The sequence below is a fragment of the Mucilaginibacter sp. SMC90 genome, assembly GCF_022811725.1.
Lineage (GTDB): Bacteria > Bacteroidota > Bacteroidia > Sphingobacteriales > Sphingobacteriaceae > Mucilaginibacter.
Genome location: NZ_CP094527.1, coordinates 3542672 through 3559240, shown reverse-complemented (window position 1 = coordinate 3559240; position 16569 = coordinate 3542672). Strand labels below are relative to the sequence as shown.

11 protein-coding genes are annotated in these 16569 nt (G+C 39.0%); 1 reads left to right on the top strand and 10 read right to left on the bottom strand.

Annotated features, from left to right (window positions below; genetic code table 11):
• Positions 1-10: 10 nt before the first annotated feature.
• The 6 genes from MTO98_RS15010 to MTO98_RS14985 all read right to left on the bottom strand — a co-directional run bounded on the left by MTO98_RS15010 (position 11) and on the right by MTO98_RS14985 (position 9606).
• Complete coding sequence (locus MTO98_RS15010; RefSeq protein WP_243487439.1) at positions 11-1156, bottom strand: glycosyltransferase; 1146 nt, start codon at positions 1154-1156, stop codon at positions 11-13.
• Between the two features lie 32 nt (positions 1157-1188).
• Positions 1189-3522, bottom strand: coding sequence for a tyrosine-protein kinase (locus MTO98_RS15005; protein ID WP_243487438.1), 2334 nt, complete (start codon positions 3520-3522; stop codon positions 1189-1191).
• A 6-nt stretch (positions 3523-3528) separates the two neighbouring features.
• The gene (locus tag MTO98_RS15000) at positions 3529-4308 is read right to left on the bottom strand and encodes a polysaccharide biosynthesis/export family protein (RefSeq protein ID WP_243487437.1); all 780 of its coding nucleotides are present in this window, start codon (positions 4306-4308) and stop codon (positions 3529-3531) included.
• 20 nt (positions 4309-4328) lie between these two features.
• On the bottom strand, positions 4329-5564 hold the full coding sequence (locus MTO98_RS14995; RefSeq protein WP_243487436.1) for a glycoside hydrolase family 55 protein: 1236 nt from the start codon (positions 5562-5564) through the stop codon (positions 4329-4331).
• A gap of 80 nt (positions 5565-5644) precedes the next feature.
• Complete coding sequence (locus MTO98_RS14990; protein WP_243487435.1) at positions 5645-6052, bottom strand: hypothetical protein; 408 nt, start codon at positions 6050-6052, stop codon at positions 5645-5647.
• 203 nt (positions 6053-6255) lie between these two features.
• A complete protein-coding gene (locus MTO98_RS14985) occupies positions 6256-9606 on the bottom strand; it encodes an amino acid adenylation domain-containing protein (protein WP_243487434.1) in 3351 nt (1116 codons plus the stop codon).
• Between the two features lie 618 nt (positions 9607-10224).
• Between MTO98_RS14985 and MTO98_RS14980 the strand changes: the two genes are divergently transcribed.
• Positions 10225-11070, top strand: a complete 846-nt coding sequence (locus tag MTO98_RS14980; protein WP_243487433.1) for a WecB/TagA/CpsF family glycosyltransferase — start codon at positions 10225-10227, stop codon at positions 11068-11070.
• Positions 11071-11107: 37 nt separating this feature from the next.
• Here the strand turns inward: MTO98_RS14980 and MTO98_RS14975 are convergent, their stop codons facing one another.
• The 4 genes from MTO98_RS14975 to MTO98_RS14960 form a co-directional block, all read right to left on the bottom strand.
• Positions 11108-11299: a hypothetical protein gene (locus MTO98_RS14975; protein WP_243487432.1), complete on the bottom strand. Its 192-nt coding sequence runs from the start codon at positions 11297-11299 to the stop codon at positions 11108-11110.
• A 200-nt stretch (positions 11300-11499) separates the two neighbouring features.
• On the bottom strand, positions 11500-12876 hold the full coding sequence (locus MTO98_RS14970) for an O-antigen ligase (protein ID WP_243487431.1): 1377 nt from the start codon (positions 12874-12876) through the stop codon (positions 11500-11502).
• A 200-nt stretch (positions 12877-13076) separates the two neighbouring features.
• Positions 13077-14633 (bottom strand): glycosyl hydrolase family 28-related protein, encoded by a 1557-nt coding sequence (locus MTO98_RS14965; RefSeq protein ID WP_243487430.1) that lies wholly within the window; start codon positions 14631-14633, stop codon positions 13077-13079.
• A gap of 254 nt (positions 14634-14887) precedes the next feature.
• A complete protein-coding gene (locus tag MTO98_RS14960; RefSeq protein ID WP_243487429.1) occupies positions 14888-16444 on the bottom strand; it encodes a glycosyl hydrolase family 28-related protein in 1557 nt (518 codons plus the stop codon).
• Positions 16445-16569 lie beyond the last annotated feature (125 nt).

Here is a 16569-nt window from a genome sequence, read left to right as displayed (position 1 = left end):
CATATTTTCGTTAACTGACCGCTTCTGTTTGAAATGTGGGGCTTTCGGCGTATGCTGATGAAAGTTGATCGCGCAGTGACTTTTGATCGTAAACACGCTCGTAGAACTCCATCCCTGCATCAGTGATCTTTTGTTGGTCTGTATTTTCCAACTCCCTTATTTTCTGCATTATTTGAGCCGGATGTTCGTTGCTGAAACTGATACTGGTTACATTTTCTACAGAAAACTGCTTGAAGAACGGAATATCAGAAACTAATGAAGGCACCCTGAAATAATAAGGAAGGGACAATATGCCCGACTGCGTTCCGGATATATACGGAAAAACTGCGCAAAAGGCATTTTCAAATAGCTGCCTGATCTCTTCGTCATCAATGTACCTGTTAACGAAAATCACGTTCTCTTCCTTCGTCCCGTCGCGATCAAAATAGATATACCCCTTGCCAGCTATTACTAATGGCATTTTTACAAATCCGTCGGCATTATTTATATAGGCATTATATAATATATCAACCCCTTTGTACTGTTCCAGCTGCCCAAAAAACAAAATATAGTTATTAATGCCGGCCAATTCCGGCATGGTCTTTTTGCCGGTCTTAATTACGTCGGTAACAAGGGTTGGGAAATTGTGAAAATAAATATGCTGATTTACAAACCACTTCTTCATATAGTTATACTGATCTGCGCTACAGGTTACCAGGTTATCGGTATGTTTTATCAAATAAGTAACGCGCTTTTTCACCAAAAGTGTCCGCATCAACTTTTTTAATACGTTTTTATAAACTTGCTCGTGAAAAAACAGATCGTGAACAGTGTAATAAACTTTTGCCAGCCTTTTTAGCTGATGAATGTGCAGGGCCAGTACGGAATCTTCTGTTAAAAGATGGATCACTTCGATGTTGTTTTTTTTGCAAACCTCAGTTATAGCCTTTAGCAATGCAGCAGGATATATGCTGTAAAGCAATCCTTTTAGCTTACTTTCAGGAAAATTCAGAAATAAATATTTGTCGCCATTAGGTATAACGGCTTTACGGTAGTCGCACTTACCACTGCACATAAATATGCCATAAGTATTTTCATCGCGCATGGCATTTACAATGGTTGCAGCAAATGGTAGTAATCCTGCGTAAAACCCCGAACAAACAAATAGTTTCTTCATTTAAAACAAGTGAATATTTAACATATTAATAACTAAGCTGATAACTCGCCGGGTAATGATGTAGTTTGATAATATGAGTTATCATACTCATAACCAAATCCGAATTTTTTAACATTAACCCCGTTAAATACAATTTGCATAGCGGGAAGCTTGTTTTCTTTCAATAAATTTTTAATGAACACAAGCTCGCTTTTAGGGGTAACACCCTGCCTAACTATATACAAAGTAACATCGCTAACGCGGGCAATTATATAACCGTCGGCTACCAGGTGCACCGGCGGGCTATCTATAATGATATCGCTATAGGTATTTTTAAGTTCGGCTATCAGTTCACCAAGCTTTCCATTTTCTAAAAGTTCGGTAGGATTTGATACTGCGGAGCCACTGCTGATGATATCCAATGATTCCTTAACACCCGATGGCTGAATAATTTTTGCCAATGGCACGTTGCCTCGTAAATAATCGGAGATGCCAACCTGTTTTTTAGATAGTTTAAAAATATCTTTAATGGCCGAACGCCTTAGATCGAGCTCAAGTATTACCGTTTTTTTACCGGTATTGGCCAAAATATTGCCGGTATTTCCGGCAATAAAGCTTTTTCCCTCACCCGAAATACTGGAGGTTACCAGCGTTACGTTTGACTTTTTACCTTCGCCATGAAGATCAAATAATTGAGTTCTCAGGTTCCTTAACTGCTCTACAATCAAACCTCCTTTAACAAGACCAGAAGCCGGGGCTGCCGCTATCTCACTAAAAATAGGCATTTCTATGGCGTTTTCAACTTCGGCAGGGTCAAGAACTACTCCTTTAAAGATCTGCGCCAAATAAATGCCGATGGCAGGCAGAATAATACCTAAAATGAAAGCCGCCAGAAATATGACCTTTTTATTGGGCCATTTTGACGGTAAACTATGTGCACTGTCAAGCACTTTGTAATTTGAAACCGTAGTGGCATAGCTTAACGAAACTTCTTCGCGTTTTTGCAGCAGGTATACATAAAGGTTTTCCTTTATAGATTGCTGACGTTTTATACTGATAAACTTTTGCTCCTGGCCAGGCAGGTTGGCTATGGACGACTCGGAAGATGAGCTTTGCGACCTTAACTTACTTTGCGCGTTGAGCAATGAAGCCTTGATATTTTTAACATTATCTTTTATAGATGCCTTAGTTGTTTTGATCTGGGCGTTGATTTCCTCAAAATCAGGGTTGGTTTCGGGTGTTGTGGCAGCCAGCTGATCGCGCTGCAACTGTAATTGCGATAGTTTTTCGACCGAACTTACGAGCGATGGATCATTTATACCGATAACAGCGGGTGCTTTATCAGCCGTGTGCGGCGAATTCACAAAGGATTCTATACCGTCGATAACGCTAAGTTGCACATTAATTTCGCTTAGGCGGCTATCGTTGGTCTGCAGTTTTTCCAACTCGAATTTTGCATCAGATGTAATATCAGTAAGCCGGTTTGAACTTTTAAAATCGGAGATGCTTTTTTCGACACCGGATAGCTCACCTGTTAATGAAGCCAGGCGCTGATCAATAAAATTGATCGTGTTTTGTGTCTCCTTATTTTTATCAGCTATTTCGTCATCATTATAAACCTTAACAAGCTGATTAATGATATCCTTGCCTTTTTGCCTGTCGGTTGTATTAAATGAAAGATCAACGGCTGTGGCCAGTTTATCTTCCAGGCCGGCATCTATGTTTTTCTGATAGTATTCTGTTAGTTTATCCGCATCAAGTAATGATACCCTCAACGGCTGCCCTGTAAAAGACGGGGCGTTTTGAGCGGGAATAAGCTTCCATGTACCCCAATCTGTATGCATAACATCGTTAAAAGAGTACTGTTTACTATCCCCATCGGTTGTAAGCATAAAAGACTTGCTGTCCTTTACCTGGATAAAAACTTTCGCTTTAATATCGGCATCTGCATTGTGCTTTATAAACAGGATCCTGAATGGGCGTGTGGCGTAGATATCTTTATAAAACAGACCATCTTTTTTCTCATAACTTATGTCCAGTTGCAAATCAGAGATAACCTGGTTAATTAACCTGGCCGATTTTAGCTTGGCTATTTCATTTTCAACCGCATCGGCAGATTTCGGCAAATCAATTTTATCCAGTACAGACTGGTTAGCATCCGGCTTATCAGCATCTTTAGGTGTATTAACCAACAATGTTGCTTTAACCTGGTAAACAGGATCTGCAAGTTGCGTGTAGGCAAATGCTACAATAAGCATAGCCACTACAGTTACTAAAATCACACGCCAATTATATAGATATTTTGCAAAAAGCGACTTTAAACTAACTGAAGAGTCTTTTTCCTTTTCAGTGGCGAAGGTTAAAAACTGTGAATGATTTGTACTCATTAGTTACTAATTACGTGTTAACAATATTGCAACTACCGACAGGGCCGATATCACTATACCTAAAACAGGTAAGCCGTTGGCTGTAAGTTTAGCCCGACCCGGTGTTACATATATTTCATCATTGTTTTTTAAATAGAAGTAAGGCGATTGAAAAAGGTTTTTAGAAGTAAGATCGAGCGGAATGTATTTACGCTCACCATCCTCGGTTCTTATTAATAAAACTTTTTTTCGTAAGGCTGTGATATTTAAATCGCCGGCCATAGTTAACGCCTGTGTAACGGTTGGGTGTTCGTCGGTAATGTTGTATGCATTCGGTCGTGCAACATCACCATAAACATATACTTTGAAATTCACTATCCTTATGTTAACCACAGGGTCTTTTAAATAAGTAAGCAGGGTTTTGCTTAAACTTTCAGTAAGTTGCTGTGTAGTTAAACCCAACGCTTTTATGTCTCCGGCTAAGGGCAAATGGATATTACCGCTTTCATCCACCCGATAACCGATAACAGGATTGTCGGGCGATGTATTGTATGCATTTCCGTTTACGCGGGCAAGATTATAGTTGAAAACGGCAGCCGATTCGGGGTTTCTGCTGGTTATGTTGATGCCCAATATATCACCTGTGTGAATAACATAATTGGTGGTATTGGTCACTTTTTCGGTTACTATACCATTTTTATCTAAATCTTTATAATAAGGTACATTTTTGTACGATTGGCATGACGATAATGCACAAACTGCGAGCAGCAGTATCAAAAAGGCTTTTGCTATTTTACGGGTTGCCATTGATGTTTTTAATTGTTACGTTAGTTATTTTGAGTGATGTTAGCGTTAACAGCGCCTTCTGAATTTATCAGCATTACCCCTCCTAAGTTTTTACCCTTAAGGATGTTGTGGCTGGCGTTAACCTGCTTGTATTTGTAAAATACAATTCCGTTACCCGGAATGGCCGATCTTATATAATTGCTATCGATAATAACATTTTTAAGCCCTTCGGTACTGCGGGCATCAGAAACGTTTATTGCCGGTGTACTAACATGAAGTACACCTTTAAGTTTTTCAAAAGTGTTAATTATCGTATTCCTGTTAATTTTAACGTCAAGGTGTCCGAAGCAATCGATCTGCCCCTGGTATATCTTGTTGTTATATATATTATGATGCCCGCTCAGCGAATCGGCAGTACCATTAATATAGCCATCGTAAAAGTAGCCAATGGTTACGGCGCGCCTGTATTTTATGATCCGGCCACGTTCAACAGGGCCAAAGCCATCGCGAAAATCAAATACATTATTATAAACCGCCACGTTCATAACGGTTTCATTTGCGCTGTGCCTTTCTATATCAACCCCGCCAACCAGGTAGCCGCTACCGTGTACCCAATTGCTGTAAAAAGATGCTCCGTTAACACAGCAAAACATGGTGCCTTCGCGGTAAATATTGAAAAACTCGCAGTTGTGAACACGCACATCTGAAACTATGCGTGCATTAAGTGTTTGCTCAAACGTATCACCAAAAAGCAAGCCATCGCCCCTAAAGCTTTGAAACTTACAGTTTTTCACCTCGATGTTTTTACCATTGTTTATACTTAGCGCATGGCAAAACTGATATCCGGGGTCAAATTGTTGTTTGCTCAGGTTTCCGTCGAAATCAATACCTCTTATACTAATATTATCAATCGACGGCTCTTCGCGCCATTCCTGATAAAATATCGAAACAGGGTTCATTCTTCCTCCAGACAGTATAATGTGAGTTTTAATTGGCCCGTCGCCAGCTAAGCTTACTCCGCTCATCAGTTTTATTACGCCTGGCTTGGTTCCCGGATCTTTAATTAAGTATCTGCCTTCGGGAAACCAGACTGTTGGGATATTATTTGAATGGGCAAAGATTATAGCCTCTCTTATCGGCTGCGTATCATCAGTTATGCCATCCCCCTTAGCGCCATGATCTTTAATATTAACAGCACGAAAATCCTTTCGGTCAACCGGAATAACAGTTGATCTAAAATGAGTTTCGTCTTTTTGAACAGCGAACAATTGAATCATGATATGTATCAGCAGTGTATAAAACATCTTAAGCGGTTAACCATAACCTGGCTAAATGAATTTGACAAATATGGAAGCGATCAGTTTTTAACAGTATAATCAAAATCGGCTGTGCTGCCGGATCCACTGGTTTTAACGTTTATAGGATCGAGATATTCATTTTTGTACAAGGCCGATGCTGTGATCTTGCCATTTGGACTTTGAATTGATACTGTTATTTTATGACCAATAACCGGAGTAAAGCCATAATCAAATGCTGATGACTGATCGGCGTTTTGGGTGTTATAAGGTGTTACGCCATCATCACCATACTCAACAATAACCAGTTTAAAGGTAGAAGTTGAAGAAGCCTTCACCCTGAATACCCTGTTTTTGGCGTCATAATTTGGATCATTATTACCAGGTGCAGCGTTATCCTTATCTGATAATTTTCTGCATGACGAAAAAGCTATCAGAGCTGAAAGAATGATTAAAGAAATTTTTTTCATATAAATTGATGTTTATAAATTAGTTGATGTTAGATTTCGGTAGCCGGCACCAAACGTAGTGCCCTTAAAAGACTACAACATGATTTTGCAATATCTATGCCTGCGTACGCCGGGCTACAGGTAAAACAACCTATGGGTGTAAAGCCACAATGTTAATTAACTGTAAAGCAAATAACATCATCGTTTGCCTGGCGACTGTATATTTAACCCAACGCCACATTGTCTATGTTTTTTTGTAAAATATCGGCCAGCTCAGCTACATGTGGAGTTTGCAGCATAGAAAAGTGATCGCCCGGAATCTCAAACAGATCAACGCCTTTTTCAGCGAATTTTTCCCAGCCTAAATACTTGCCATACTCAACATAATGCACACTTATTTTTGCCCTGTATAAATATAACTTGCCATCAAATGGTTCAAGCGGGTAGTTTCTGAATGCGGTTATATGCTTATTTTTTATTTTTTGAATGAGCCTGTAAAACTCTTTCGAATCCTTCTTTTTCTCAACCGGAACTTCGGGTTGCAAGGATGATTTGCCTTTAAATGTTTGACTTATCGAAAACTTTATTGCCTGTAACATTCGGGGAAAATGACGTTTAGCTTTTTTGGGCAATAGTGAATACCAGTCTTTATACTCGGTTTTTTCGGCATCGGTATCAAAAATGATCAGCATTTTAACTTCCCGACCTTGTGCTACCATTTGCTTCCTGATCTCCATAGCCACATAGCCACCAGATGAGTATCCAGCCAGTAAATATGGCCCGCGGGGGTTATGCCTGATAATCTCCTGCATGTAGTGGTAAGCTATAACAGGTAGCTTATCAATAGGCTCATCAACGCCATTAAGCCCCAGCGCCTGCAAACCATACACCGGCTGATCTTTACCCATATGATTAGCCAGCTTGCTGAAGTTGAGCACATTTAAACCATCACCATGAATGATATACAATGGATTTTTTGACCCCGATGGCTTAATTGCAACCAGCGACCTGAAATTATAGTCATCGTTTTCGTCATCAATAAAATGTGCCAGTAACCTAACGCTTGGGTATTTATAAAAAACGGATAACTGCAGGTTTTTCCCGGTGATTTTTTTGAGTTTAGATAAAATTTGCACCGCCATTAAAGAGTGCCCGCCAATATCAAAGAAGTTACTTAGCACGTCAATATCGTTGTTCCTGAAATTTTCTTTCCAGATACTTACCAGCACCCTTTCGGTTTCGGTTTCCGGCTCTACATATTCTCTTTTTATCTTTGCTACGTCGTTAACTTCGGGAAGTGCATTCCTGTCTATTTTTCCGTTACCTGTTAAGGGCAAATTATCCAGTTCAATCCAAACAGAGGGGATCATATATTCTGGTAAAAATTTATGCAGGTATGATTTAAACGATTCGGGATCATGGCCGTTCGTTTTGCTAACTATATAGGCAACTAATCGTTTGTTACCATCACTATCAGGCTTGGCTAATACAATTGCTGAATTTACCAGGCCGCTTCCATTTAACACACTTTCAATTTCTCCAAGCTCCACCCTAAATCCCTGTATCTTAACCTGGTTGTCTTTTCGCCCTATAAACTCCATGTTGTAGTCGGGCATCATTTTACCCGAGTCACCTGTACGGTACATCATGCCACCGCTACCAGGATGAAAAGGGTCGGGAATGAATGACCTTGCTGTTTTCTCGCTGTCATTAGCGTAGCCCTTTGCCACTCCTACCCCACCAATGTATAAATCACCCACTGTACCAACCGGCACAGGCTGTAAATGATCATTCAGGATATAAAAAAAATTATTTGCAATGGGTTTTCCGTAAGGGATACTGCTCCAGGCTGGATCAGTTTTATCAACTACAAAGTAGTTTGACCAAACCGTCCCTTCCGTTGCACCGCCTAAGCTTACTACCTGCACTTCGGGAAAGAAAAGCTTTATGCGATCAGGAAGGTTCACAGGGATCCAGTCGCCGCTCATGAAAACAGTCTTTAATCCGAAATACCTGTATTTAGGGTTGTCTTTTTCAAGTGTCTTAACCAGGTAATCTAAAGTAGTTGGCACCGAATCCCAAAATGTAATTTGATATTTTATAAGCATTTCTGCCAATATCTGTACATTCTGGATCTCTGTTTTCTCAGCAATCACAACTGCCGCTCCAGCTGAAAGCATGCCGAATATATCGTAAACAGAAAGGTCAAAACACATGGAGGTAATGAACAGCAGTTTGTCGCTATTTGTTATATTAAAGCGGTTATTTACCCATTGCAATAAGTTAACTGCCGAGTGATGGGCAATCATAACACCCTTAGGTTTGCCGGTAGACCCCGATGTATAGATAGTGTATGCCAGCTGACTGCTATCGATCTTTAAAGCAGGGTTGTGTTCATCAAAATTTTCAATGCATAATTGGTTGATGAGCTTGAAGTTATTTTCTTTAACAATCACCTTTAAAGGGTAATCATGATCGGCAACAATCATTTTTATAGCCGATTGGGTATAAATATATTCCTGTCTATCCAATGGATAATCCGGATCTATCGGAACATAAGCGCCGCCCGCTTTTAGTATTCCCAGCATCCCAATGATCATGTCGAAGCTACGGTTTGTCAACAGGCCTATATTATCCCCTGGTTTTACGCCTTCGTTTATCAAATAATGAGCAAGCTGGTTAGCCTGCTTATTCAATTGATGATAAGTAAGCTGCTTACCGCCTTTGATGAGTGCTACAGCACCTGGTTTTTCGGCGGCTTGTTGCTCAAATAGGTCAAAAATGGTTTTCGTGTGCGGATAAGCAGTAATCGTGTCGTTAAATTTATTAATTAACAAATCGTATTCGTCTTTACCCAATACATTAAACTCACCCAGTTTAAGCGAGGGGTAACTGGATGTTTCCCGTAATAAAGCAAGCAACCGGGTAGTAAAAACATCAAAAAATTGGGCATTAAACTTATTTGTATCGTAAAAAATTGATATGAGCTGGCTATTCTCATCGCCTTTGAGATATATGCCGAAGTAAAAATCATTTAGCTGGCTTACAAATTCGCGGATAAGCGTTGACGAATTATCTTCCAATCCTTTATCCGAAATAAAGAATACCTGAAATAGATCCTTATTGATGCCTGCTCCTGATAGTTGAAGGCTTGCAGGCAGGTTGGTAAAATCAGCGTTAACGGTGATTGCAGCGTTTACCTTCAGTAAAATATCTGTCAGCAGATCGCTGCTGTTTAGCTCATTCCACAATTCCGCTACTTGTGCATTACTGGCTTCTAATTGTACAAAGGCTTGTCCTAAAAGTACATTAGGCTGTCCGGTATACCTTTGTAAAACGATGTTGGCCGCAGTAATTAAAAATGAATTAAACTCTACTTTATTATCGTAAGCGGCTTTTTGTATAGCTTGTCTCAAATCTGCGTCGATATTTAAATCAACAGCAGCAAAGGCTTCATGACTTTTTTTAACGCTGGCCGGATCATCTATACAGCTGCTATTTTTTATAGTTGAAATGCTTTTTTGAAGAAGGTTGAGATTAAATGGTTCGGTTTCGGTGGAAATTAACAAGGACATGCTATAGTGAATATTAAGGTTATCGATTTACTATCTGTTATACCAGTTTAATTATGTTATACATTGGACAACATATTTTACCTGATAGAAAAAGATGCCAAAAATTTCACTACGGACTTAAAAGCCACTTATGCCTGAACATTTTTTCGCACTGATCATTATCGTTAAAAAACGTTTTAGTAGTAATGTTTTTACTATCAACCACTTGAATATACACATAAAGTTATACGGCTATTTAGCAGGCAACCGGGGGCTTTAATGCCCATAGTTTTGTTACAAAAAACCCTACTCCAAAATAGAATAATGAGAAAAATTTCATATAAATAAGAAGTTAACAGTAGAGTTTGTACATTTTTTGTAACAATTACTGTATAAAATTTTAGATATAGGGTAAGCACATTTTCGTTTAACGATAATTATTATAAATTTCTGACAATAAGAATGTAACAATTTATAAAATTCCCACTCCCCGTAGTTTTAAGCCCCTTTGTAAAAGTTAAATTTTAACAGTCTTTGCATTTATTGAACGGCATATGCCATTAAACTGGCTTTTGGTTTGAGAAGCTATATTTATAAATGAAGATCCGACAACTAAATTCTAACCTTTAACAAGTCATAATGGATATCTACAACATCTTTATCTCAAGAATACCACGCTCTATTGAAGACTTTGACCCGAGAAAAAAGAGGCTGATCACTTTTTTAAATCCACATTCATATACACTGGCGGTGCAGAAAGCCGAATTGTTTGAGGCCTTTGACCTTATAGCGCCAGACGGAATATTGGTTGTTGCTGTATTGAACTTTTTAAAGGCTGCCGCTTTTAAGATAAAACGTTTTTCCTGCGATATGACATCGGTTGTGCCATATATATTTAAGATAGCTATTGAAAACGGGCTTAGTACATTTTTTTTGGGTACAGACGCCAGCGGTATCAAGGAGTCAGTAAAGGTTTTCAGAAAAAGCTTTCCGGAATTAAAAATCTCAGGTTACAGAAATGGGTATTTCAAAAGCGATTGGGAGCGTAACGAAGCTATTTTAAATATAGTTAGATTGAAGCCGGATATAGTTTTTGTAGGCATGGGCGCAATTTTGCAGGAAACTATGGTGCTGGATTTGAGAAAAGCGGGATATGAGGGCGCTGTTTATACCTGTGGCGGCTTCCTTCATCAAACAAAACGCGAAATTAATTTTTACCCGCAATTCATAGATAAACTAAATCTCAGGTTTTTTTACCGGGTATTTAAAGAACAAGGCGTTTTAAAAAGATCGATAAAAACCTACCCTAAATTTTGTTACCTGATGATGCGCCGCTTATTTAGGGCTGATACGGATGATAATAATGAAGACGCAAAATCCGATAAAAGCATTAAAATAAGTGAACAAAGGCCCAACATGAAGGTTGTTGCCAAGAACGAATCATTATTTAACATCAATGAAGATCGTTTTGCTAATTTAAATTAAATGAAATAAGGTACTAAATGTACAAGGGGCATATTTGTTAAACCACTTTTTCGGGCTTTGCAGTAGCTACAGGGAGGATGACAGATTCAATTTCGGAAGAGTGGTATACATCACTCTTCTTTTTTTTTTTGAAAACTATTTTGAAGCCATTTTTCCAGTACTTCTCTAACGAAACCACACTTAAAAAGTTAATTACTTTGAGTAATAACTTAAACTTTTTGTCATTCATGCTCAAACTTGGCTTTTACCAAGGTATGTTGTTATACGAATAATGTGCTGTAAAGTTCCAACCCAACGGTTAAAATAATAGATAGTTAAAATAAGAGCAGAAGGTTGTGCTATAAAGATACTTAAAATACAAGCTTGAACGGATCAGATTTACTTTCTTCACAAAGCTTTTATTGGGATAAGCAGCGAGTCCATTTACCCTCAACTGCTTAGTACAACCACGTTAGCCGAACGCGTGCTGATGCTATACTTATAAAAGAAGAAAGTAAAAAGTAAAAATATTGGAAATGTAGAATGCGAAACCGGGGCCCAGTCGGTAAAGCCATAAATTATATAAGTAATGATTAAGGCAATCTGTGATAGCGACAATATAGTGTTCACATTTTGGGCTACATTGATTTTGGCCCTGTTTATAGTAGTTAATATAAATATTACCCACAAGGCAAAGCCTACGATACCTGTTTCGGCCAAAATGATGAGATGGGTATTATGAATAGGATTTGATGTCAAAAAATCGTTATGGATAACTTTGCTCATCTCCGGCGACCTGTTTACGAATTCGAGATGGCTGTTTATCCCTACCCCGATGATGGGCGAACGGTGAAATATATCCATTCCCATAGTCCAGTGGTCAAGGCGGGCCTGGTACATATCATTGGCATCTGTTTTTAAAAAAGTTGCGCTAAAGGGCGATAGAAATACCAGCCAGTACAATACTATTGCTGCAGGCAACACACCCAAAAAGAAACTTTTTAATGATAACAGTGGTTTAGCGGCGTTTTTGAATATGTAAAACAGCGTGATCAATATTACCACCAGCGTTATATATGACGTACGCGAGTAGGTAAGGATGATTGTTATTCCCGTTACGATAAGCACCATTAAGCTTAATTTTTTTTTGAAACCATTAAGGTAACAGGCAAAGAAAAAACCCGAAGCAATAACTGAAAATAAACCAAGATTAGCCGGCGTCACAAAAACACCTATAGCACCGGCACGTGTACCATTCCTGGTAGCCCACATATCACCACCCGCCTGAAAAATTGTAGTTACAAATGTTACCCCTAATACCGGATATAAAATAGCAAGGCAAAAATTGAGTACGCACAGCAATAAAAAGCTGGCAAAAATACCGTTCAATATCTGCAGCGGATTTAGTTTATTATAGATAAGCCTGAAGAACAGGATGTAAGATATCAATGTAACAGCAAACGCCACTGTACCCCACCGCGCCACATTAAAAGGATTAATAAAAGAAATTGCTATAAGCAGCAAGATCCACATCACCCACCTTTCATTTTTATACCAATATGTCACGTTTTTATTCTTTTGCGTTAGGAGCAGCGCAACCGATGCTATTAGTGGCAACATCAAAAATATCTTGCCCGTGAAAGAACCTATACCATCTACCGATATATATGTTGGTGTATATATAGGAAAAGACATCTGGAACGGAATGCAGGTGATTATAAAACTAAAAAGCAGATATGATGAATCTCTTTTTTGAACAAGGTTAACTACATGCCAGATAACGTAAATGGCGATAAGCACAAAGAAGATTACAATTTTAAGAAGCATAGCTCAAGGACTGCATATAATAAACCGCCTTTATGTACCCACAGGCCACTACCCTACTGCAGGTATTTAAAGCAGGCGTTCAAGCTATAATAATTGTTTGGCAAAAAAGTTTGGGCCGTTTGAATATTTCTTAGCTGTATGCGGAATAAAAAAGGGGGCTCATTAATGAATCCCCCTTGCATCAAGTTATATTAAATTAATTAGCCGGCTAAATTGTTAAGCAATTCGGCAAAAGTTGATTGTAACCAATATAAACATACAATACCCGATGCCATATTTTTACCTTTGTTGTTTTGAATTTTAGGCGCAACCTTACCATTGTTAACACCCGCTATTTTCACTACATAATCCATAGTGCGGGCTGCGCCCGCCGTAGTGTTAGTTGCCTGGTTGGTAGTTATGATAAGACCCGATGAATTGCCGCTAACAATGAACCCCGAAGCTTTTTGAGCGGCCGTTCCGGCATTTGTTATGGTATTTCCATAAAAATAGCCGCTGGTGCTGATCAGGTTTATGCCGTCGGTACGGGTACCGGTAATAGTATTGGCATTAGCCTGTACCTGGGCATAACCATGAAACACAATGCCATTACCCATAGCCGAGTTTATCGTATTGTTGTCTGCCGATACATTGATTAAGCCCTTGGTGCTTGCAGGGTCGGCAATATTTATTGCCGATGCAGTTAAAAAATTCACTCCCGTTATATTCTCGTAGGTATTTGTAAAGCAATTGCCGGATATGCTAACGTTTATAATACCCCAGCAATCAATCTGGCCCTGATATATTTTGTTATTGTAAATTTTATGGTGACCGCTTAATGAGTCGGCGGTAGCATTTTTGTAACCATTATAGAAAAAGCCCATGGTAACCGCTCTGCGATAGCGAACCTTTGGCCCTCCACGCTCAACGGGGCCGTAGCCATCAGCAAAATTGAACATATTGTTATAAACCGATACATTTAAAACCGATTCGTTAACACTGTGCCTTTCAATATCCACACCACCTACAAGGTAACCGTCGCCGTGCACATTATTGTTATAAAATGATGCGCCATTTACGCAGCAAAACATGGTGGCTTCGCGGTAGATATTAAAAAATTCCGAATCATGAACATTTACGTTTGTAACTATCCTTTTGTTAAGGCTTGTTTCAAACACATCGCCAAACAGTAACCCATCGCCTCTGAAGCTTTGAAATTTACAATTCTTCACTTCGATATTTTTCCCGTTGTTGATACTCAAAGCATGGCAAAACTGATAGTCAGCGTCGTAGGTTTGCAAGGGCAGGTTTCCGTTGAAATCAATGCCTTGTATTACAAGGTTGCCTATAGATGGCATACCAACATAATCTTGGTAAAATATTGAATTGGGGTTTTTACGACCACCGGTTAATTTAATGTGGCAGGTTGCCGGGCCATTCCCTATCATGCCTACACCATCGGCTAACCTGATGATTCCGCCGCCATTGCCGATCTGGCCAATCATGTAGCTGCCATCAGGAAAGTAGATATTACCAATGCCATGAGCTTTGGCGTAAAGTAAAGCGTTGGTTATAGCTTTAGTGTCGTCAGTCACTCCATCGCCTTTTGCACCCTGATCTTTCACGCTCACTGCATTTGCAGGCGTAGCTGTAGCGGCTAATGATACAGCAGGTGCATTTACATTGATCCCATTATCTACTTGGGGAATTATCGCCACGTCGTCCTTTTTACAAGACGCAAATAAAAACAATGCCAAAATAAAAAAATTTCGTTTCATTAGAGGTAAATTTTAATCAATATGCGCACTTCTACGCCTTATGTGATAAAAAAGTTACTTTACCCGAAATTAATTTCTATATAATTATATTTTTGGCACGATAATTATATGGCAAAAAATTCACAAATTGTAGAAAAATGTAGAAATTTGGGAATAATTGAGGAAAACAAACCCCAATCAACTCAATTTTAACGAAAACAAAAAAGGCATTTGCTTATAAAAACAAATGCCTTTTTATTGATACTAAAAGCTAATTACAGCGCCGAATTATTAGCTGCGAGTACATAGTTGGGCTGGTAGTAGTATTCTGAAATAATACCCTTAAGCATATTTTTTCCTTTGTTGTTTAAAACCTGAGGAGCAACGGCACCGTTGTTTGCACTGGCAATTTTTATAACATAATCCATAGTACGGCTTGTTCCGCTTGTGGTATTGATACCCTCATTAGTTGAAACGTAAAGCCCCGATGCGTTTCCGTTAATTAAAATACCCGATCGTGGCTGGCTAACCGAACCTGCATTTGTTATAGTGTTGCCGTAAAAGCAGCCACTTGTACCTAATACAGTGATACCATCTAATGGGGTGCCTGTTATCTTATTTGCATTCGCCGTCACTTTAGCGTAGTTTTTAAACGCTATGCCATTGCCAATACCACTATTGATAGTGTTATTATCTGCAAATACGTTGATTAACCCTTTGGTTGCTACATTGTCTGAAATATTGATCGCGGGCGCAGTAACATAACCTACACCTGTAATATTTTCATAGCTATTTTTAAAGCTGTTCCCGGATATACTCACGTTAAGCATCCCCCAGCAATCAATTTGTCCCTGATAAATTTTGTTATTGTATATTTTATAATGACCGCTTAGTGAATCAGCAACTCCGTTTTTATAGCCATTATAAAAAAAGCCCATGGTAACCGCCCTGCGATAACGAACCTTTGGCCCTCCCCGCTCAACCGGGCCGTAGCCGTCGGTAAAATTAAAAGTGTTGTTATAAACCGACACATTTAATACAGTTTCGTTTACACTATGTCTTTCAATGTCTACACCGCCAACCAGGTACCCGTCGCCATGTACATTGTTATTATAGAAAGTAGCGTCGTTTACCGCACAAAACATAGTGCCTTCGCGGTAGATATTATAAAACTCACAATCATGCACATCTACATTTGTAACTATCCTTGCATTTAAAGACGGTTCAAATACATCACCAAATAGAAGACCATCGCCCCTGAAACTCTGAAACTTGCAATTTTTAACTTCAATGTTTTTTCCGTTGTGAAAGTTAAAGGCGGCACAATACTGGTAACTGCTGTCAAATGTTTGCAAAGCCGAATTTCCATTAAAATCAATGCCCTGGATAACCAAATTACTTACTGATGGTGTGTTCACATAGTCCTGGCAAAAAATAGGATTAGGGTTATGCCTGCCTCCGGTTAGTTTAATATGACATGTAGCGGGGCTATTCCCCATCATGCCTACGCCATCAACAAGCCTTATTACCCCTCCGCCATCACCTGTTTGGCCAATCATATAGCTTCCATCGGGGAAATAAACACTATGTACACCAGCCTTTTTTGCAGCGGCAAGCGCTGCGACTATCGCTTTTGTGTCGTCGGTGGTGCCATCACCTTTGGCACCATAGTTTTTAACGTTAACATAACTTGTACTGGCTGATGCCGCCAGTGAATTAAATGTTAAAGAATCACTAAGTTTTGGAGTTTCGTTAGTTGAATTTAACGAATTGGCTTCCTTTTTGCAACTAAAAAAGCATAGCGCAGCCAAAAAAATAAAGATTTTTCGCATAGGCAGGGGTATTAAATTACATTAAATAATAAATAATTAAATAAAGTGACCAAAAGTAGTTGTTTTCCGAAAACTTTTTAATCTACAGTTTGTATTAACGTGAAAATTTTAAATATCATATGGTT